The following is a 19,187-nucleotide window of genomic DNA, read 5'->3' as shown; positions in this document are numbered from 1 at the left end:
GGTGGCGGCGAAGCCGGCGGCGGTCAGAACGGTGTTCCGCAGCATGGTGTTGGTACGCATGATGAGTCACGCCTTTCTGTCGGGGGTGCACAGCACACGCGCGCGGGGGGGTGCGCGGGTGCCGCAAGAGGGGGAAAGTTTGAGGGGTGCCCGGCGATCGGGGGTGACCTGCTCGGGCGGCCCGGGCGATGTAACCATCGGCGGCGGGGAAGCGATTCCCACCCACCTGATCCGATGTCCCAGGGGATGTAACGACCGGCGGCCGGGGCTGATTCCCTGGCTCTACCGGCGCGGACCGGTGGTGCGCGGTCCGGGGATGTAACGACCGGGGCTGCGGGGTGATTCCCTGCCGGCTGACCCGGTGCGGCGGGGCCGGTGGTGCGCGGCCCGGGTGGTGTAACGACCGGCGGGGGCCGGTCATTCCCACCGGCGGCTGCCTCGCCTGGGGGCGGGGTGCTGCGCGGTCTGCCATGTACAACGACCCCGCCCCCGCCATGATTCCGCCCCGACGGTGCCGCCGACCACCCGCCACAACCAGCCAAAACCGGACACCACGCCCGAACGTGCTGACGCAAACCGGACACGCACCCCAGAGCGCGCACGACCGCGCTGCGAATCTTGGACAGTTACCGTTCACCACGAACGACAACTCTCCAAGATCTCCACCTGCAGTGGCCGCGACGAACCCCGCACCCCGGCCGCCGACGACCACCAGGTGTTGATCAAGAGGTTTGCGTCGCGTTCGGGCCGCATCTCGACGCAAACTTCTTGATCAACGCGAGGGCCGGGCTGAGGCAGCGCGCAGATCGACGCGGGCGGGCCGAGGCCCCGCAGAGTGGCCCGACGGGTCGTCCACGGGCCACACCGGGGCATTTTCGTCGGATCGCGCTCGGACACAAAGCGGTGGGTGGAACGCCATGGGTGTCTTGGGGCGCCTGAGACACCCATGGCGTTCCACTGAAGCGCCCGTGGCGGCGACGCCCGTTCAGTGGGTGGGGGCGTCGGTGGTGTCGCCGGTGGGTTGGGTGGGGATCGTCGGGGCCGGCGTGGGCCAGGGGACGTCGGGGGAGGGGTGGAAGGTGATGCCGGCGGCGGTCCAGCGCGGGCCGTGGGCGGCGAGCCGCTCGCGGAAGCCGGCCCAGTCGTGCGTCGACCGGGGCGACCAGCCCAGCTCGGCGACGGCGGGCAGCCGCGGGAAGAGCATGAACTCGACCTCGGCGAGGGTGGTGACCGACTCGGTCCAGAGCGGCGCCTCCACACCCAGCACCGCCTCGGCGGGCACGCCGGTGAGGTGCGTCCCCGGATCCCAGTCGTACGCCCGTTGCACGTCGATGAGGCCCGCCCAGTCGTGCCCGATCGGGGTGTCCGTGGCGTACTTCATGTCCAGGTAGACCCGGTTGCCGGGGGAGAGGATCACGCGGGCGCCGCGGCGTACCGCGTCGGCGGTCTCGGGGTCGTCGCCGTTGGTGCCCCACCACTGGAGGACCCGCCCGTCGACGTGCCCGGCCGGCGCGAGCTGGTGCCAGCCGACCACCGTCTTCCCGGTCGCCGCGACAAGCGTCTGGGCCCGCTCGACGAAGGCGCGGTAGGTGTCGGCCGGCACCTTGAACGCCTCGTCGCCGCCGAGGTGCAGCCACGGGCCGGGGGTCAGGGCGGCCACCTCGCCGACCACGTCGGCGACGAAGGCGTACGTCCGCTCGTCGGCGGGGTCGACGTAGCTGAAGCCGACCTCGGTGCCGGTGTACGGCGGCGGCGGGACCTTGCCGGGCGCCAGGTCCGGGTAGGCGACGAGGGCCGCGTTGGTGTGCCCCGGCAGGTCGATCTCCGGCACGACGGTGACGTGGCGGCGGGCGGCGTACGCGACGATGCGCCGGTAGTCGGCCTGCGTGTAGAAGCCGCCGGGGCCGCCGCCCACCTCGGTGAGCCCACCGACCTCGCTGAGCCGGGGCCAGGAGTCGACGGCGATCCGCCAGCCCTGGTCGTCGGTGAGGTGCAGGTGCAGGTGGTTGAGCTTGTACCGGGCCAGGTGGTCGACCACCCGCAGCACGTCCTCGACGGGGAAGAAGTGCCGGGCCACGTCGAGCATGGCGCCCCGGTAGGGGAAGCGTGGCCGGTCGACAACGGTGCCGCCGGGCACCGCCCAGCGCTCGGTGACCGGCGCGGCGCCGTCGATGGCGGCGGGGAGGAGCTGCCGCAGCGTCTGCGCGCCGTGGAGCAGCCCGGCCGCGGTGGCGGCCGTGACCCGCACCCCGGCCCCGGTCACGTCGAGCCGGTAGCCCTCGTCACCCAGCCCGTCCACACCGACGCCACCCTCGCCGGCCGCCCCGTCGACCGGACGGGCCGCGTCGACCGGGCCCGCCGGGCGAGCCGCATCGAGCGCAGCCCCGCCCAGGGGCGCCTCGGACAGGGTCAGCACGAGCAGGCCGTCGGCATCGGGCGCGTCGGTCACCGGCACCGGGTACCCGGTGGCGGGGCGCAGCCACCCGGCGAGCTGCTCGGCGACCTCCCGGCCGGCCGGGCTGACCCGGATCGCGGCGTCGGCGGTCAGCGTGTAGTCCGCCGCCGGGTCGGGGTGCACCCGCTCCGGGGCGGGCACCACGTCGCCGAGGCGGATCGGCGCGGGCGGGGTGAGCAGGTCGCCGGCGGAGCGGGCGGCGGTGCGGGCCAGCTCGGCGGCGGCCGGCTGGCGGCCGGGGAGGCGGTCGAGCGGCTCGGGGCCGCTCTCGGCGGGAGTGGCGGGGATGGTCGGCACGGCGACGGCTCCGGGGTGTATTTGCGCGGGATATGGCAAAGGTCAGGTTCAGCAGAACCAGTGCCGTCAAGCGTACGAGGGGAATCGGAATTGCGTGATAGTGCGCGTGGAAGCGTTCCCAAAAACCGGTACGGACGCGGATAGTGGTGACCGTTGTGCCGAAAGTCACCGAACGGTCCCAGGCCACTCGAAGTTCGCTTAACCTTCGCCCACCGATCGCTGACGAGCCGGGATTACCGGTGGTCGCTCCCGGGGTATGTCCGAACTGAACCTTCGTTAAGTGTCAATGGCGCGCGTGGGAGGCTCTGGTGGCAGCGCAAGAGACGGTCGAGCACAAGTACGTCTACGACTTCGCCGAGGGCAACAAGGACCTCAAGGACCTGCTCGGCGGCAAGGGGGCCAACCTGGCCGAGATGACCAATCTCGGCCTGCCCGTCCCGCCCGGCTTCACCATCACCACCGAGGCCTGCAAGGCGTACCTGGCGACCGGCCGGGAGCCGGACGGGCTGGCCGCCCAGATCGAGGCGCACCTGGAGTCCCTGGAACGGGAGATGGGCCGCAAGCTCGGCGACCCGCAGGACCCGCTGCTGGTCTCGGTCCGCTCGGGCGCCAAGTTCTCGATGCCGGGCATGATGGAGACCGTCCTGAACGTCGGCCTCAACGACCGCAGCGTGGTCGGGCTCAGCGCGCAGGCCGGCGGCAGGGCTGAATCGGCCGCCTCCGGCGGCGCAGACCGCTTCGCCTGGGACTCCTACCGCCGCCTCATCCAGATGTTCGGCAAGACCGTCTGCGAGGTGCCGGGCGAGGAGTTCGAGCACGCGCTCGACGACGCCAAGCGCGCCAAGGGCACGCAGAACGACCTCGACCTGGACGCCGACGACCTGCGCGGGCTGGTCGACGCGTACAAGAAGATCTTCGCGAAGCACACCGGGCGGGAGTTCCCGCAGGAGCCGCGCGAGCAGCTCGACCTCGCCATCCGCGCGGTCTTCGAGTCGTGGAACGCCGAGCGCGCGGTGGTCTACCGCCGGCAGGAGCGGATCCCGGCCGACCTGGGCACCGCGGTCAACGTGGTGGCCATGGTCTTCGGCAACCTCGGCGCCGACTCCGGCACCGGCGTGGCGTTCACCCGGGACCCCGCCAGTGGCGCGCAGGGCATCTACGGCGACTACCTCGCCAACGCCCAGGGCGAGGACGTGGTGGCCGGCATCCGCAACACCGTGCCGTTGCAGGAGCTGGAGCGGATCGACAAGAAGTCCTACGGCGAGCTGCTCGACTACATGGCCCGGCTCGAGGAGCACTACAAGGACCTCTGCGACATCGAGTTCACCATCGAGCGCGGCAAGCTCTGGATGCTCCAGACGCGGGTCGGCAAGCGCACCGCGGCCGCCGCGTTCGTCATCGCCGGGCAGCTCGTCGACGAGGGCCTCATCGACCTGGACGAGGCGCTGCACCGGGTCAACGGCGCGCAGCTCGCCCAGCTCATGTTCCCCCGCTTCCAGCTCGACCACGAGTTCCAGCCGGTGGCCAAGGGCATCGGCGCCTCGCCCGGCGCCGCCTCCGGCAAGGTCGTCTTCACCTCGGCCCGCGCCGTCGAGCTGGCCGCCGAGGGCGAGTCGGTGATCCTGGTCCGCCGGGAGACCAACCCGGACGACCTCAACGGCATGATCGCCGCCAAGGGCATCCTCACCTCGCGCGGCGGCAAGACCAGCCACGCCGCGGTGGTGGCCCGGGGCATGGGCAAGACCTGCGTCTCCGGCGCCGACGAGCTGGACGTCAACGTGCCCGCGAAGAAGTTCACCGTTGCCGGGCAGACCGTCAACGAGGGCGACGTCGTCTCCATCGACGGCACCACCGGCAAGGTCTACCTCGGCGAGGTGCCGGTCATGCCGTCCGAGGTGGTGCAGTACTTCGAGGGCGAGCTGGACCCGGAGCAGACCGACGACGCGCTGGTCAAGGCCGTACACCGGATCATGACGCACGCCGACGCGACGCGGCGGCTGCGGGTCCGGACGAACGCCGACACGGGCGCCGACGCGGCCCGGGCGCGGCGGTTCGGCGCCGAGGGCATCGGCCTGTGCCGCACCGAGCACATGTTCCTCGGCGACCGCCGCGAGCTGGTCGAGCGGCTGATCCTCGCGGGCACCGACCAGGAGCGGGAGACGGCGCTCGCCGCCCTGCTGCCGCTGCAGCGGGAGGACTTCGTCGAGATCTTCCGCGAGATGGACGGCCTGCCGGTCACCGTGCGGCTCATCGACCCGCCGCTGCACGAGTTCCTGCCCCCGCTGGAGCAGCTCGCGGTCAACGTGGCGGTCGCTCAGGAGCGCGGGGAGGACGTGGCCAAGGAGGAGGCGCTGCTCGCCGCCGTCCGGCGGATGCACGAGGAGAACCCGATGCTGGGCCTGCGGGGCGTCCGGCTCGGCCTGGTCATCCCGGGCCTGTTCGCCATGCAGGTCCGCGCGATCGCCGAGGCCGCCGTGCAGGTCACCCGCGACGGCGGGCGGGCCTGCCCGGAGATTATGGTCCCGCTGGTCGGCGCGGTGCAGGAGCTGGAGACGGTACGCGCCGAGGCCGAGAAGATCATCGCGGAGGTGGTCGGGGACAGCGGCGTCGAGGTGCTGATCGGCACCATGATCGAGGTGCCCCGGGCGGCGCTGACCGCCGGCCAGATCGCCGAGGCGGCGCAGTTCTTCTCCTTCGGCACCAACGACCTCACGCAGATGGGCTGGGGCTTCTCCCGCGACGACGTCGAGGGCGCCTTCTTCTGGCGCTACCTGGAGCTGGGCATCTTCGGCATCTCGCCGTTCGAGTCGATCGACCGGGAGGGCGTCGGCCGGCTGGTCCGGATCGCCGCCGAGGAGGGCCGGGCGGCCCGCCCGGGGCTGAAGCTCGGCGTCTGCGGCGAGCACGGCGGCGACCCGGACTCGGTGCACTTCTTCGACGAGGTCGGGCTCGACTACGTCTCCTGCTCGCCGTTCCGGGTGCCGGTGGCGCGGCTGGAGGCCGGCCGGGCGGCGATCACCACCACCGGTTCCGACTCCCGCTGATCGCGTGACGCATGCGGGGCCGCCGACGCTCAGATCGGTGGCCCCGGATGCGTCCAGGCGCGCCATTCCGGCCCGCCGGGCGTAACCTGGGCTCCCGCGTACGTGTGGATCAGGAAGGTGGCCGCATGACCAGCGTCTGGGAGAACCTGACGGTCGACGCCCAGGACCCGTCCCGGCTCGCCCACTGGTGGGCGGAGGCGCTCGGCTACCAGGTGATCAGCGACAAGCCGGACGAGGTGGAGATCCGCCGCACGCCCGACACGCTGCCCGGCATCGTGTTCGTCCCGGTCAGCGGCCCCAAGGAGGGCAAGAACCGGCTGCACATCGACCTGCGCCCGGCCGACCTGGAGGCCGAGGTCGAGCGCCTCGTCGACATGGGCGCCCGGCACGTCGACATCGGCCAGGGCGAGGTGGACTGGACCGTCCTGTCCGACCCGGAGGGCAACGAGTTCTGCGTCCTGCGGCAGCGGGGATGACCGGTTGAGCGCCGGACCCGGGCTCGACGCGGCGCGCCTGGTCACCGAGGCGCCCAAGGACACCGGGTACGGGCGGTCGCCGTACGAGCGCGACCGGGCCCGGGTGCTGCACTCGGCGGCGTTCCGCCGGCTCGCCGCGAAGACGCAGGTGCACACCGCCGGCACCGACGACTTCCTGCGTACCCGGCTGACCCACTCGCTTGAGGTGGCGCAGATCGCCCGGGAGATGGGCGCCCGGCTGGGCTGCGACCCGGACGTGGTGGACACCGCCGGGCTGGCGCACGACCTCGGCCACCCGCCCTTCGGGCACAACGGCGAGGACGCCCTGGACGCGCTCGCCGCCGGGTGCGGCGGCTTCGAGGGCAACGCGCAGACGCTGCGGGTGCTCACCCGGCTGGAGGCCAAGGTGCTCGCCCCGGACGGCCGCTCCGCCGGGCTGAACCTGACCCGCGCCTCGCTCGACGCGGTCGCCAAGTACCCGTGGGAGCGCCGCCCCGGCCGGCGCAAGTTCGGGGTGTACGCCGACGACCGCCCGGTCTTCGCCTGGCTGCGCGAGGGCGCCCCGCCCGGCGACCGGCGCTGCCTGGAGGCGCAGGTGATGGACTGGGCAGACGACGTGGCGTACTCGGTGCACGACGTCGAGGACGGCATCCACGGCGGCTACGTGAGCCTGCGCCCGCTGCTGGAGGACGCCGACGAGCGGCGGGCGCTCTGCGCCGACGTGGCGGCCGCGTACTCCGGGGAGGCGCCTGAGGACCTGGGCGAGGTGCTGGCCGAACTGCTCGCCGAGCCGGTGCTCGCCCCGCTCGCCGCCTACGACGGCAGCCACCGGGCCCTGGCCGCGCTGAAGACCACGACGAGCGTGCTCACCGGCCGCTTCGTCTCGACGGTGGTGGCCGCCACCCAGGAGCGCCACGGCCCCGGCCCGCACCGCCGCTACGCCGCCGACCTCGTGGTGCCCCGCCGCATCCGGGCCCAGTGCGCGCTGCTCAAGGGCATCGCCCTGCGCTACGTCATGCGCCGCCCCGGCGCGGGCCCCCGCTACGCCCAGCAGCAGGAGATCCTCGCGGACCTGGTGGCCGCCCTGCTCGACCGGGCCCCGGAGGCGCTCGACCCGGTCTTCGCGCCGCTGTGGCGGGACGCGCCGGACGACGCGGCCCGGCTGCGTGTGGTGGTCGACCAGGTGGCCTCGCTCACCGACCCGGCCGCCCTGGCCTGGCACGGCCGCCTGGTGACCCTCCGCTGACCCGCCTCCGGCCGTCGGCGTCGGGGGTTGGACAGCCCGGTGCGGGCGCTCAGGAACTTAGGCTAGCCTAAGAACCATGACGGAGCAGCGCCCCAGGACCCTCACCGCCGCCACGGTCGTCCGGACCGAGCGGCCCACCCCGCACCTGATCCGCCTCGTGCTCGGCGGTGCGGAGCTGGCCGGCCTGCCGGTGGGCGCCTACACCGACCACTACGTGAAGTTCGTCTTCCCGCCGGCCGGGGTGCGCTACCCGCACCCGACCGACCTGGCCACCATCAAGCGCGAGTTCCCGGCGGAGCAGTGGCCGCGGCTGCGGGCGTACACGGTGCGGGCCTGGGACGCGGCGGCCGGCGAGCTGACCGTGGACGTGGTGCACCACGGCGACGAGGGACTGGCCGGGCCGTGGGCGGCGGCGCTGCGGCCCGGCGACCGGGTGCTGTTCGCGGGCCCCGGCGGCGCGTACGCCCCGGACCCGGCGGCCGACTGGCACCTGCTGGCCGGCGACGAGAGCGCGCTGCCGGCGATCGCCGCCGCGCTGGAGCGGCTGCCCGCCGGCGCGCCCGCCAAGGTCTACGTCGAGGTGAGCGGCCCGGCCGACGAGCTGCCGCTGGCCAGCAAGGGCGCGGTCGAGCTGCGCTGGCTGCACCGCGCCGGCCGCCCCGTGGGTGAGCCGCTGGTCGAGGCGCTCCGCGCGCTGGACTTCCCGCCCGGCCGGGTGCACGCCTTCGTGCACGGCGAGGCCACCGCGGTCAAGGAGCTGCGCCGGCTGCTGCGGGTCGAGCGCGGGGTGCCCCGGGGCGACCTGTCCATCTCCGGCTACTGGCGGCGCGGCATGGACGACGAGGGCTGGCGCTCCACCAAGGCGGCCTGGAACGCCCAGGTCGAGGCCGAGGAGTCGGCGGTCATCGCCGCCTGACCGCCCGGACCGCGGTGATCCTGCGTCGTTCGGCCCCGGCGGCGCGACCCACCCGCTGAGGATGGGTCCATGGCGGAGCAGGTGCGGCAGGACCGGCCGGCGCAGCATGCCGACCGGGTGGTGCTCGGTCTGGGCGTGACCGGCGTGCTCGCGGTGGTGGCCTGGGGGGTCCTGGGCGGCGGGTCCCTGGCGGCGTTCGGCAAGTCCGGGCTCGCCTGGGTGATCAGCACCTTCGGCTGGTTCTTCGTGGTGGCCGCCGACGCCTTCCTGGTGCTGTCCGTGGTGCTCGCGGCGTCCCGGTTCGGCCGGATCCGCCTCGGCGCCGACGACGACGAGCCGGAGTTCAGCACGCTGGCCTGGGTGTCCATGATGTTCAGCACCGGCATGGGCATCGGCCTGGTCTTCTACGCCGTCGCCGAGCCGATCCAGCACTACGCCGCGCCGCCCCCCGCCGCCGGGGTTCAGCCGCAGACCGGGGCGGCCGCCGCGGCGGCCATGCAGTACACCCTGTTCCACTGGACCCTGCACCCGTGGGGCATCTACGCCGTCGCGGCGCTGGCCCTGGCGTACTCGACCTTCCGCAAGGGGCGCGGCAGCCGGATCTCGGCGGCGTTCGCGCCGTTGCTCGGCGCCCGGGCGTACGGGCCGGCCGGGCAGGCCATCGACCTGCTGGCGGTCTTCGCCACCGTGTTCGGCTCGGCGACCAGCCTCGGGCTCGGCGCGCTCCAGGTGTCGGCGGGCCTGGACAGCGCCACCGGTGTGCCGGACAGCATCGCGGTCGAGCTGGTGGTGATCGCCGCGCTCACCGCCGCGTTCGTGGTGTCCGCGTTCACCGGGCTGCACAAGGGGATCAAGTGGCTCTCGACCAGCAACGTGGTGCTGGCCGTGGCACTGATGGTCTTCGTCTTCGTGGCCGGCCCGACCATCTACACGCTGGAGGTGCTGCCCGCCTCGGTCGGCGACTACCTCAGTCACCTGGTGGTCATGTCCACCCGGACCGGGGCCTTCACCGACCCGGCCTGGCTGGGCTCGTGGACCATCTTCTACTGGGCCTGGTGGATCTCCTGGGCGCCGTTCGTCGGCATCTTCATCGCCCGGATCTCCAAGGGGCGCACCGTCCGCGAGTTCGTCACCGGGGTGCTGCTGGTGCCCAGCGGGGCCAGCGTCGTCTGGTTCGCGATCATGGGCGGCACCGCGCTGCGGGTGCAGCGCACCGGCACCCGGGACCTGGTGGCCGACGTCGGGGCGAGCGCCGAGAACGCCCTCTTCGGGCTGCTGCACGCGCTGCCCCTGGCGACGGTCACCACGGCGCTGGCGGCGGTGCTGGTGGCGCTCTTCTTCGTCACCGGCGCCGACTCGGCCGCCCTGGTGCTCGGTTCGCTGAGTTCCCGGGGCGCGCTGCGCCCGCATCGGGGGGTGGTGGTGCTCTGGGGCATCCTCATCGGGGCGGTCGCCGCGGCGCTGCTGCTGGCCGGCGGCCTGGCCGCGTTGCAGCAGGCCACCATCCTGGTGGCGCTGCCGTTCGTGGTGGTCATGCTGGGCCTGGCGGTCGCCCTCGTGCGGGAGATGGCCGCCGACCCGGCGGTGCGGCCGCGGCCCGGCCCGCGCCGGTCCGGCCTGGCCGCCGCGGTGCGCGCCGCCCGGTCGTACGAGGAGGAGAACCCGCCGCCGGTGACCCGCTGGTTCCACCGGCCCGGACGCTGACCCGGTCCGCTCCCCGACAGGGAGCGGGTATACCTCGGGTTGTAGTAGAGGTGCTACATTCTGCGGCATGACTGCGGTCGAACTGCCGGGAGTCGCGACGGCTCCCCACCCGCCCGACGAGGATCTGGTCCTCGACGTCCGCGACCTGCGCATGCGGTACGGCACCGTCGACGTGCTGCACGGAGTCGACCTCACCGCCCGGCGCGGTGAGGTGCTCGCCCTGCTCGGCCCCAACGGCGCCGGCAAGACCACCACCATCGAGATCCTGGAGGGCTTCCGGCTGCGGTCGGCCGGGTCGGTCCGGGTGCTCGGCGTCGACCCCGGCCGGGGCGACGAGCGCTGGCGCGCCCGGTTGGGCGTGGTGCTCCAGTCCTGGCGCGACCACGGCAAGTGGCGGGTCCGGGACCTCCTGGCCCACCTCGGCGACTTCTACGCGCCGTACGCCACCGACCGGATCTCCCGGCCCTGGCCGGTCGACGACCTGCTGGCCGCCGTCGGTCTCACGGCGCAGGCGGACAAGCGGGTGGCCCGGCTCTCCGGCGGCCAGCGCCGCAGGCTCGACGTGGCGGTCGGCATCGTGGGCCGCCCGGAGCTGCTGTTCCTGGACGAGCCGACGGTCGGCTTCGACCCGGCCGCCCGCCGGGAGTTCCACGAGCTGGTGCACCGCCTCGCCGACCTGGACGAGACCACCATCCTGCTCACCACGCACGACCTGGACGAGGCCGAGAAGTTGGCCGACCGCATCGTCATCCTCGCCGGCGGCCGGATCATCGCCGACGGCTCGCCGGACGAGCTGTCCCGCCGGGTCGCCGGTGACGCCGAGATCCGCTGGACCCGCGACGGCGAGCGGTTCGTGCACGCCACGCCCGACGCCACCGGCTTCCTGCGCGACCTGCTCCGCGAGCACGGCGACCGGGTGCAGGAGCTGGAGGTACGCCGGGCCAGCCTGGAGGACGCGTACATGGCTCTGGTCTACGAGGAGGAATCCGGCGTCCGGAGCGGCCGGGCCGACCGGGTGTGGCAGCAGGGGAGCGACCGATGAACCCGACGATAGCGGCCGTCCGGGCCGGTCTCCGGCGCGGCATGATCGAGCTGCGCAACACCTTCAGCAACGGGCAGGACCTGTGGAACTACGCGTTCCCGACGGTGGCGCTGCTGGTCACGATGTTCTTCATGCGCGGTTCGACCGTGCCCGGCACCTCCTTCTCGCTCGGTGCCCGCACGCTGCCCAGCGCGCTCGGCATGGGTCTGGCGTTCGGCGGCATGCTGGTGCTCGCCTCGCAGCTGGTCATGGAGCGTGAGGAGGGCACCCTGCTGCGCGCCAAGGCCACCCCGAACGGGATGCTCGGCTACCTGGTCGGAAAGATCACCCTGATGTCGACGGTGGCGCTGCTGAGCATGCTCCTCCAGCTCGTCCCGGCGCTGTTCTACCTCGACGGGCTCCGGCTGACCAGCGCGTCGGCCTGGTTCACCCTGCTCTGGGTGGCGGTGCTCGGCCTGGTCGCGACCCTGCCGATCGGCGCGGTCCTCGGCGCGCTGATCGAGAACCCCCGCAACTTCGGGCTGATCATGCTGCCGAACATGGGCCTGATCGCCCTGTCCGGCATCTTCTACCCGATCAACGGCTACCCGGGGTGGCTCCAGGGCGTCGCGCAGGTCTTCCCGATCTACTGGCTAGGGTTGGGCATGCGCTCGGCGCTGCTGCCCGACGACATGGCCGCGGTCGAGCTCGGCGGCTCCTGGCGCCACCTGGAGACCTTCGGGGTGCTCGGGGCGTGGGCGGTGCTCGGGCTGGTGCTGGCCCCCGTGGTGCTGCGGCGGATGGCCCGGCGCGAGTCCGGCTCGCGGGTGGCGGCCCGCCGCGAGCGGGCCATGCAGCGGGTCGGATGAGAGGGCGCCGATGAGCGAGGTCGTGCACAACCGGATCGCCGTGCTGCGTGCCGAACGGGGGATCTCGCGGCGGCAGCTCGCCGACGCGCTGGGCGTGCACTACCAGACGGTCGGTTACCTGGAGCGGGGCGAGTTCCGGCCCAGCCTGCACCTGGCGCTGCGGATCGCCGCCTACTTCCAGGTGCCCGTCGAGGTGGTCTTCTCCATCGAGCCGTTCCCGCGGATCGGCGACGCCGCCACCGGAGCCGGCCGCACGGCGTGACCGGGGGCGGGCGGCGTCCGCCACACGCCCGTCCCCCCGACCGCCGGATCGTCGGTCCGGCAGGGCAGGATGTACGCCGAGGAGGTGGCGGAGATGGCGGGGCGGATCCGGGACGAGGACATCGCGCTGGTCCGCGAGCGCACCTCGATCGCGGAGGTCATCTCCGACACGGTGACGCTCAAGTCGGCCGGCGGCGGCAACCTCAAGGGTCTCTGCCCGTTCCACGACGAGAAGAGCCCCTCGTTCAACGTCTCGCCCGCCCGCAACGTCTGGTACTGCTTCGGCTGCGGGGCCGGCGGCGACGCGATCAAGTTCCTGATGGACGCCGAGCACCTGAGCTTCGTCGAGTCCGTCGAGCGGCTCGCCGCCCGCGCCGGCATCCAGCTGCGCTACGTCGAGGACGACCGCTCGGCTCCGCGTCCCCGCCCCCAGCAGGGGCAGCGCCAGCGCCTGGTGGCCGCGCACGCGGCGGCCGTCGAGTTCTACCGCGCCCAGCTCACCACGGCCGGCGCCCGGCGGGCCCGGGAGTTCCTCGCCCAGCGTGGCTTCGACCGGGCCGCCGCCGAGCGCTACGGCTGCGGTTTCGCCCCCGACGCCTGGGACCTGCTCACCAAGCACCTGCGCCAGCAGGGCTTCACCCACGACGAGCTGGTCACCGCGGGGCTGTCCCGCCCGTCCCGCTCGGGCAGCCTCATCGACCGGTTCCGCCGCCGCCTGATGTGGCCGATCCGCGAGATCACCGGCGACGTGATCGGCTTCGGGGCCCGCAAGCTCTTCGACGACGACGACGGCCCGAAATACCTGAACACCCCCGAGACCCCGATCTACAAGAAGTCGCACGTCCTCTACGGCATCGACCAGGCCAAGCGCGAGATCGCCAAGCAGGGCAAGGTGGTGGTGGTCGAGGGCTACACCGACGTGATGGCCTGCCACCTGGCCGACGTCCCGACGGCGGTGGCGACCTGCGGCACCGCGTTCGGCGCCGACCACATCTCCGTGCTGCGCCGGGTGCTCTTCGACAGCGATGAACGGGCCGGCGAGATCATCTTCACCTTCGACGGCGACGCCGCCGGCCAGAAGGCCGCCCTGCGCGCCTTCGAGGACGACCAGCGCTTCGTCGGGCGCACCTTCATCGCGGTCAGCCCCGACAACATGGACCCGTGCGAGCTGCGCCTGGCCAAGGGCGACCTGGCCGTCCGCGACCTGGTCGCCCGCCGCGAGCCGCTGGTCGACTTCGCGCTCCGCCACATGATCAACCGGTTCGACCTCGACACCGTCGACGGCCGGGTGGAGGCGATGCGCCGGGCCGCCCCGCTGGTCGCCAAGATCAAGGACCGGGAGAAGCGCCCCGAGTACGTCCGCAAGCTGGCCGGCGACCTCGGCATGGAGATCGAGCCGGTGCAGCGCGCCGTGCTGGCCGCCGCCAACGGGCAGCCCGCCGGCACGGCGACCGCCCCGGCCCGGCCCGCCCCGGCCGCGCCCACCGTGGACAGTCCGCAGTCGATGGTCGAGCGGGAGGCGCTGAAGCTCGCCCTCCAGGAGCCGGTGCTGGCCGGCCCGATGTTCGACGCGGTCGAGGCCTCCGCCTACCGGCACCCGGTGCACGTCGCCGTCCGCGCGGCCATCGCCACGGCCGGCGGGGTGGCGACCGCCGCCGGTGGTGCGGTCTGGATCGAGCAGGTCCGCGACGCCTGCGACGACCTGGCCGGGCAGGCGCTCGTCGGCGAGCTGGCGGTCGAGCCGCTGCGCATCGACGGCGAGCCGGACCCGCGCTACGTCTCGATCACCATGGCCCGCCTCCAGTGGGGCTCGGTGACCGGGCGGATCAAGGACCTCAAGTCGAAGATCCAGCGGATCAACCCGGTGAGCAACAAGGACGAATACTTCGCCCTGTTCGGGGAGTTGCTCTCGCTGGAGCAGCACGCGCGGGCGCTGCGCGAGCAGGCCGCCGGAGGGCTCTAGATGGGACTGTTCAACCGCAAGCCGAAGCTGCCGCCCGCCGATCGGCCCCCGCTGCGGGCCGACGAGCGGGTGCTCGCCTGGGCCGCCGTCGGCAACGGCGAGGGCGACGGCGTCGTGGTCGCCAGCAACCTCGGGCTCTGGCTGCCCGGCCGGGGCGAGCGGATCGGCTGGCACGACATCCTCAAGGCGGTCTGGTCCGGCCGGGAGCTCACGGTCACCCCCGCCGATCGGGTCGCCGAGCGGGACGGCTACGTCGTGGTCGCCGACTGCCCGGCCGAGACCTATCTGCTGCTCGACCCGGGCGACCTGCCGCACCAGGTGCGGGCCCGGGTCACCCGCTCGGTCGCGTACACCGCGCACCAGCCGGTGCCCGGCGGCGCCGGCCGGATCGCGGCCCGCCGGGTGCCCGGCGTCGACGGGCTGACCTGGACGGTGCGCTACGACCCGGGCACGCCCGCCGACGACGAGGCGGTGGCCGCCGAGACCGACCGGCTCGTCGCCGCCGCCCGGGCCGCCACCGCCCCCGCGAACCTCTGAGCGCGTAACCGGGAGCCGCCGGTGCCGCTCAGCGTCGCCCGCCCCGCTTGTGCTTGGAGCGGATCCTGAGCCCGGCACCGCCCTCGCCGGTCGCACCACCGGAACGAGGACGGGGCCGCGGCTTGCGGGGAGGGAACCAGCGCTGGAACGGGATGCGGGACAGCAGCAGCGGAACCGCCACGACCAGGATCCCGAATCCGGCGACGCCCAGCCCGCCTTGTATGCGGCCCCGGTGCCCGCTGAGCTGGTCGAAGTCGGTGACGAAGTCGTCCGGGTCGGCCGGGTTCACCCAGATCGGCACCTCCTCGCCGCTGGACCGGCACACCTCGACGCAGCCGACCTCCTGCTCGTACGTCCGGCCGGCCAGTTCGTACCGGAAATACATGGTGGTCGACGAGCTGGTCCGGTTGCCGCCGCGCTTCGTCACCTGGTCGTAGACGAGCGCCCGCGCGGGCACTCCGCTCTTTCGCAGTTCGGCTCCCCAGTGGTCGAGCGCGTACTGGGTGTGGAAGGGCAGCCACAGCAGCGCGCCGCCGGCCACCACCAGCAACACGCAGCCGAGGGTCGCCAGGGCCGACGAGTGGCGCGCCATGATCACGCGATCAGCATGCCGGGAGGACGCAACCCCGGGCGGGAGGCGCCGCCGTCAGCCGCGGCGATACCAGCGGGCGGCGCCGGGGTGCAGTGGGATCGGGTCGGTGGCGGCGGCGCTGTCCCGGGTGAAGTTCGCCGCCTCCGGGTGCACCCTGATCAACTCGTCCTGCCAGGTGAAGAGCACCCGGGTCAGGTCGTACGCGAGCTGGTCCGGCATGTCGGCCGCCACCAGGATCACGTTCGCCACCGTGATGGTCGGGGTGGCCGCCGGGGTGCCGTAGATCTCCTTGGGCAGGGTGGCCGTCGTGTAGACCGAGCCGTAACGGGCGGCCAGCGGCTCGATCAGCTCGCTGATCGGGAGCAGCCGGAACACCCCGGGCGCGCCGGAGAGCAGGTCCTTGATGCCCGGGGTGGGCAGGCCTCCGGAGAAGAACATGGCGTCCAGGCTGCCGGCCCGCATCCGCTGCACGGTCTCCGGCAGTGACAGGTTGAGCCGCTGGATGTCCCGGCCCGGGTCGATCCCACCGGCCGTGAGCAGGCGCCCGGCGATGATGTCGGTGCCGGACTTCGGCGAGCCCGTGGAGATCCGCTTGCCGCGCAGGTCGCCGAAGCTGCCGATCTTCCCGTCGGCGCGGACGATCACGTGGGTGTAGTTGCTGTAGACCCGGGCCAGCGCGCGTACCGGCTGCGGCCGGCCGTCGAACGCGCCCCGGCCGTTGACCGCGTCCGCGGCCGTGTCGGCGAGGCTGAAGGCGATCTCCATGTCACCGCCGGCCAGCCGGGTGATGTTCTCCACCGAGGCGCCGGTCGGCTCGGCCCGTGCCTCGTACCCGGGCAGGTGCCGGCTGATGAGGTCGGCGTAGCCGCCGCCGAGCTGGTAGTAGACGCCGGTGGTGTTGCCGGTGGCCAGGAAGATCCGGCCGTCGTGCCAGGCCCGCGGCCCGGCGTCGGCCCCGCCGCAGCCCGCCACCAGCGCGGCGAGCAGGAGCGCGGCCACCAGCCGCAGCGGGCGGCGGGTCACCGGCGGGCCGCCGGTTCCAGCGCCTCCGCCACCCGCTGGACAAGTGTCGCCGTCTCGTAGCCGATCTGGCCCAGGTCGCAGCCGGGCGCCGCGAGCACCCCGAGCAGCGCCCGCTCGCCGACGGCCATCACCAGCAGCACCCCGCCGTCCATGTCGACGATCTGCTGGCGTACCCGGCCCGCAGACATCAGCCGGGCCGCGCCCACGGTCAGGCTGGCCAAGCCGCTGATCACCGCGGCGAGCTGGTCCACCTGGTCGGGGGCGAGGTCGGGGGAGGCGGCCAGCCGCAGGCCGTCCTCGGACACCGCGAGGGCGTGCGACACGTCCGGCACCTGCTCGGCGAAGTTCGCCAGCAGCCAGTCGAGCCCGGCGGTCACGGGTGTGGTCATGGGTTTCTCCCGGTGGGTGTGGTGTTCGGGGCACGGCGCATCGCGCTGGCCACCCCCTCGGCGAGGGCGGACAGGCGGGCGCGTACCACCTCGGGGTCGAGCAGGTCGTCCGCGGGCCGGGGCGGCGGGGCGGTGGCGGGCGGCGGCGCGGGAAGCTGCCCGCCCCGGGTCCGGCGGGGCAGGCCCGTGCCGGTGGTCGGTGGGGAGCCGGCGGGCCGGATCCGGGCGGCGCTGGGCGCCAGCAGGGCGGCGCCCGGCGGGCGTACCGCCGCGACGCCCCGGACGGCGCCGCCGGCCACCGGCCCGGCGACGGCCGGCGACCGGAACCCCAGGGCGGCCGGCTCGGGAGCGGTGGTGACCAGGTCCCGGGTCCCGGTGGCGCGGGGCCGGAACCACGCCGCGCGGCCGGCCGGGCGGCGCTCGGCGACCGGCCGCCGGGTCACCGACTCGACCCGGGTGAGCACCGACTCGGGCACCTCCACCTGGGCCACCGTGCCGCTGGCGGTCTGGTGCAGCTGCACCCGGATGCCGTGCCGGGCGGCCAGGTGGGCCACCACGTGCAGGCCCATGCTGCCGGCCGCGGCGCTGGACAGCGTGGCCGGCGCGGCGAGCCGCTCGTTGATGGTGGCCAGCCGGGTCTCGCTGATGCCGATGCCCTGGTCGTGCACCCGCAGGGTGAGCCCGTCCACGGTGCGCCGCCCGTCGACCAGCACCCGGGCGTCGGGTGGGGAGTAGACGGTGGCGTTCTCCAGCAGTTCGGCCAGCAGGTGCACCAGGTTGCCGGCCGCCGCGCCGTGCACGGCGGCGGTCGGCACGTCGATCTCGACCCGCGGGTAGTCCTCGATCTCCGAGGCGGCCGCCCGGACCACGTCGTCCAGGAGCAGCGCGCCCTCGTGCCCCCGGCCGGGCTCGCCGCCGGCGAGGACCAGCAGGTTCTCCCCGTTGCGGCGCAGCCGGGCGGCGAGGTGGTCGAGGGCGAAGAGCCGGGCCAGCGCGTCGGGGTCGGTCTCCTCGCGTTCGAACTCGTCGAGCAGGCGCAGCTGGCGGGTGATGAGCGTGCGGATCCGCCGGGCCAGGGCCTCGGCCATCCGGGTCACGTCCAGCCGCAGCTCGGCCTGCTCGCCGGCGAGCCGCAGCGCGGCCGTGTTGACCGTGTCAAACGCCTCGGCCACCTGGGCCACCTCGTCGCGGCCCCGGCGGATCCCGTCGGTCAGCCGGGTGGCCGTGCCCGGGCCCGGCGTACCCTCGCCCGCGGCGATCGCGGTGATCCGCTCCGGCAGTTCCCGGTTCGCCATGGTGAGCGCGGCGACCCGCAGCCGGCGCAGCCGCCGGCTGGTCCGGACCGCCAGCAGCACGGCGGTGACCAGCGAGGCGAGCGCCACCGTGCTGGTCGCCCCGGCCGTGAGCAGGGCCCGCTGCCGGGCGGTCCGGGCCAGCGCGGCGGCGTCGCGGTCCAGCCCGTCGGAGAGTTCCCGGCCGAGCAGGTTGTAGCGGCGGATGGCGCCGCTCTGCGCCACGTACCAGGCGTCGCCGTCGGTCTTCAGCGACTCCGGCGCGCCGTCGCTGTCCAGCACGCCGTCGCGCATCCGGCGGGCCGTCTCCACGTCGGCGCCACCGACCAGCCGGTACCAGGCGGAGTTGGCCGGGCCGGTGGCGATCCGGAGGAACTCGGCCTGGCGCTGCTCCCGGGCGCCCCGGAGCCGGCCGAGTCGGGCCAGTTCACCCCGGACCAACGCGCCCCGCACGAACACCCCCCGCAGCAGGTCGCGTTCCAGTGCCGAGAGGTGCTCCTGGGCGGCCACCGCGGCGACCTCGCGGGCCTCGTTGGCCAGGTCGGCGTCGCGGAGCTGGGCGGGCAGCGCGTCGGCCACGGCGAGCAGCGACTCGACGAGCGTCGCGTACGCCGGGTCGCCCCGGTCCCCGCCGAGCGCCAGGTCCCGGGTCGGCGCGAGCTGGCCGAGCCGCCCGTCCGCGTCGTTGAGCACCGGGGTCAGGTCCGGGGCGGCCCGCCGGGCGTCGGTGCTGGCCGAGCGGTACCGGGTGACCGCGGCGTCGACCCGGCGCCGCTGCGCGTCGACCAGCGGCCGGCCGGCGGTGCCACCGCGCTGGCGCAGCGCCGCCGTCTCGCCCAGCTCGCGTTCCAGCTCGTGCACGAGCCGCACGGTGGCGGTGGCGGTGCCGGCGAGCACGCGGGCCCGGTCGGCGTCGGCGGAGGCGTCCAGCGCGGTGCCGGTCTGGGCGGCGCCGAGGACGACGAGGCCGGCCGTGGCCACCAGGATCGGCGCGAGCAGTTGGACCCGGACCGACCGGAGATGCCCGGTGCGGTCCGCGGGCCGGTGGTGCCGGCGTACGCGGGCGGGGTGGGGCAGCGGCACGGGGGTCTCCCGGGTCGTT

At 74.1% G+C, this 19,187-nt stretch carries 15 protein-coding genes; 10 read left to right on the top strand and 5 right to left on the bottom strand.

What is annotated here, in order from left to right; translation table 11 throughout:
• Positions 1-985: 985 nt before the first annotated feature.
• Positions 986-2,752 (bottom strand): family 20 glycosylhydrolase, encoded by a 1,767-nt coding sequence (locus GA0070214_RS26720; RefSeq protein ID WP_091269259.1) that lies wholly within the window; start codon positions 2,750-2,752, stop codon positions 986-988.
• Positions 2,753-3,060: 308 nt separating this feature from the next.
• On the opposite strand from GA0070214_RS26720, the gene ppdK reads away from it, so the two are divergent.
• From ppdK to GA0070214_RS26670, 10 genes are all read left to right on the top strand, one after another.
• Positions 3,061-5,796: a pyruvate, phosphate dikinase gene (gene ppdK, locus GA0070214_RS26715; protein ID WP_091269258.1), complete on the top strand. Its 2,736-nt coding sequence runs from the start codon at positions 3,061-3,063 to the stop codon at positions 5,794-5,796.
• Between the two features lie 125 nt (positions 5,797-5,921).
• On the top strand, positions 5,922-6,272 hold the full coding sequence (locus GA0070214_RS26710) for a VOC family protein (RefSeq protein ID WP_091269257.1): 351 nt from the start codon (positions 5,922-5,924) through the stop codon (positions 6,270-6,272).
• A 4-nt stretch (positions 6,273-6,276) separates the two neighbouring features.
• Positions 6,277-7,518, top strand: a complete 1,242-nt coding sequence (locus GA0070214_RS26705; protein WP_091269256.1) for a deoxyguanosinetriphosphate triphosphohydrolase — start codon at positions 6,277-6,279, stop codon at positions 7,516-7,518.
• A gap of 76 nt (positions 7,519-7,594) precedes the next feature.
• Positions 7,595-8,434 carry a siderophore-interacting protein gene (locus GA0070214_RS26700; RefSeq protein ID WP_091269255.1) on the top strand — a complete coding sequence of 280 codons (840 nt, stop codon included), beginning with the start codon at positions 7,595-7,597 and terminating at the stop codon, positions 8,432-8,434.
• Positions 8,435-8,503: 69 nt separating this feature from the next.
• Positions 8,504-10,138: a BCCT family transporter gene (locus tag GA0070214_RS26695; RefSeq protein WP_091269254.1), complete on the top strand. Its 1,635-nt coding sequence runs from the start codon at positions 8,504-8,506 to the stop codon at positions 10,136-10,138.
• A 67-nt stretch (positions 10,139-10,205) separates the two neighbouring features.
• The gene (locus tag GA0070214_RS26690; protein WP_091269253.1) at positions 10,206-11,180 is read left to right on the top strand and encodes an ABC transporter ATP-binding protein; all 975 of its coding nucleotides are present in this window, start codon (positions 10,206-10,208) and stop codon (positions 11,178-11,180) included.
• Positions 11,177-12,028, top strand: a complete 852-nt coding sequence (locus GA0070214_RS26685; RefSeq protein WP_091269252.1) for an ABC transporter permease — start codon at positions 11,177-11,179, stop codon at positions 12,026-12,028. Before GA0070214_RS26690 ends, GA0070214_RS26685 begins: the two co-directional genes overlap by 4 nt.
• Before the next feature lie 10 nt (positions 12,029-12,038).
• Positions 12,039-12,290: a helix-turn-helix transcriptional regulator gene (locus GA0070214_RS26680; RefSeq protein ID WP_091269251.1), complete on the top strand. Its 252-nt coding sequence runs from the start codon at positions 12,039-12,041 to the stop codon at positions 12,288-12,290.
• Positions 12,291-12,359: 69 nt separating this feature from the next.
• A complete protein-coding gene (gene dnaG / locus GA0070214_RS26675; RefSeq protein WP_091269250.1) occupies positions 12,360-14,252 on the top strand; it encodes a DNA primase in 1,893 nt (630 codons plus the stop codon).
• Positions 14,253-14,789, top strand: coding sequence for a hypothetical protein (locus GA0070214_RS26670; RefSeq protein WP_091269249.1), 537 nt, complete (start codon positions 14,253-14,255; stop codon positions 14,787-14,789).
• A gap of 28 nt (positions 14,790-14,817) precedes the next feature.
• Here the strand turns inward: GA0070214_RS26670 and GA0070214_RS26665 are convergent, their stop codons facing one another.
• From GA0070214_RS26665 to GA0070214_RS26650, 4 genes are read right to left on the bottom strand one after another with little or no spacing between them, the layout of a single operon-like run.
• Entirely contained in the window at positions 14,818-15,381 is a 564-nt protein-coding gene (locus tag GA0070214_RS26665; protein WP_091269282.1) for a DUF3592 domain-containing protein, read from the bottom strand.
• A 54-nt stretch (positions 15,382-15,435) separates the two neighbouring features.
• A complete protein-coding gene (locus tag GA0070214_RS26660; RefSeq protein ID WP_091269248.1) occupies positions 15,436-16,404 on the bottom strand; it encodes a TAXI family TRAP transporter solute-binding subunit in 969 nt (322 codons plus the stop codon).
• Positions 16,401-16,793 carry a roadblock/LC7 domain-containing protein gene (locus GA0070214_RS26655; RefSeq protein WP_091269247.1) on the bottom strand — a complete coding sequence of 131 codons (393 nt, stop codon included), beginning with the start codon at positions 16,791-16,793 and terminating at the stop codon, positions 16,401-16,403. Before GA0070214_RS26655 ends, GA0070214_RS26660 begins: the two co-directional genes overlap by 4 nt.
• Positions 16,790-19,168 (bottom strand): sensor histidine kinase, encoded by a 2,379-nt coding sequence (locus GA0070214_RS26650; RefSeq protein WP_091269246.1) that lies wholly within the window; start codon positions 19,166-19,168, stop codon positions 16,790-16,792. The genes GA0070214_RS26655 and GA0070214_RS26650 overlap by 4 nt, the downstream gene beginning before the upstream one ends.
• Positions 19,169-19,187 lie beyond the last annotated feature (19 nt).

This window comes from Micromonospora chaiyaphumensis, assembly GCF_900091435.1.
Classification (GTDB): Bacteria; Actinomycetota; Actinomycetes; order Mycobacteriales; family Micromonosporaceae; genus Micromonospora; species Micromonospora chaiyaphumensis.
The sequence above is the reverse complement of the archived record's forward strand: the minus strand, read 5'-3'. Positions and strand labels throughout refer to the sequence as shown.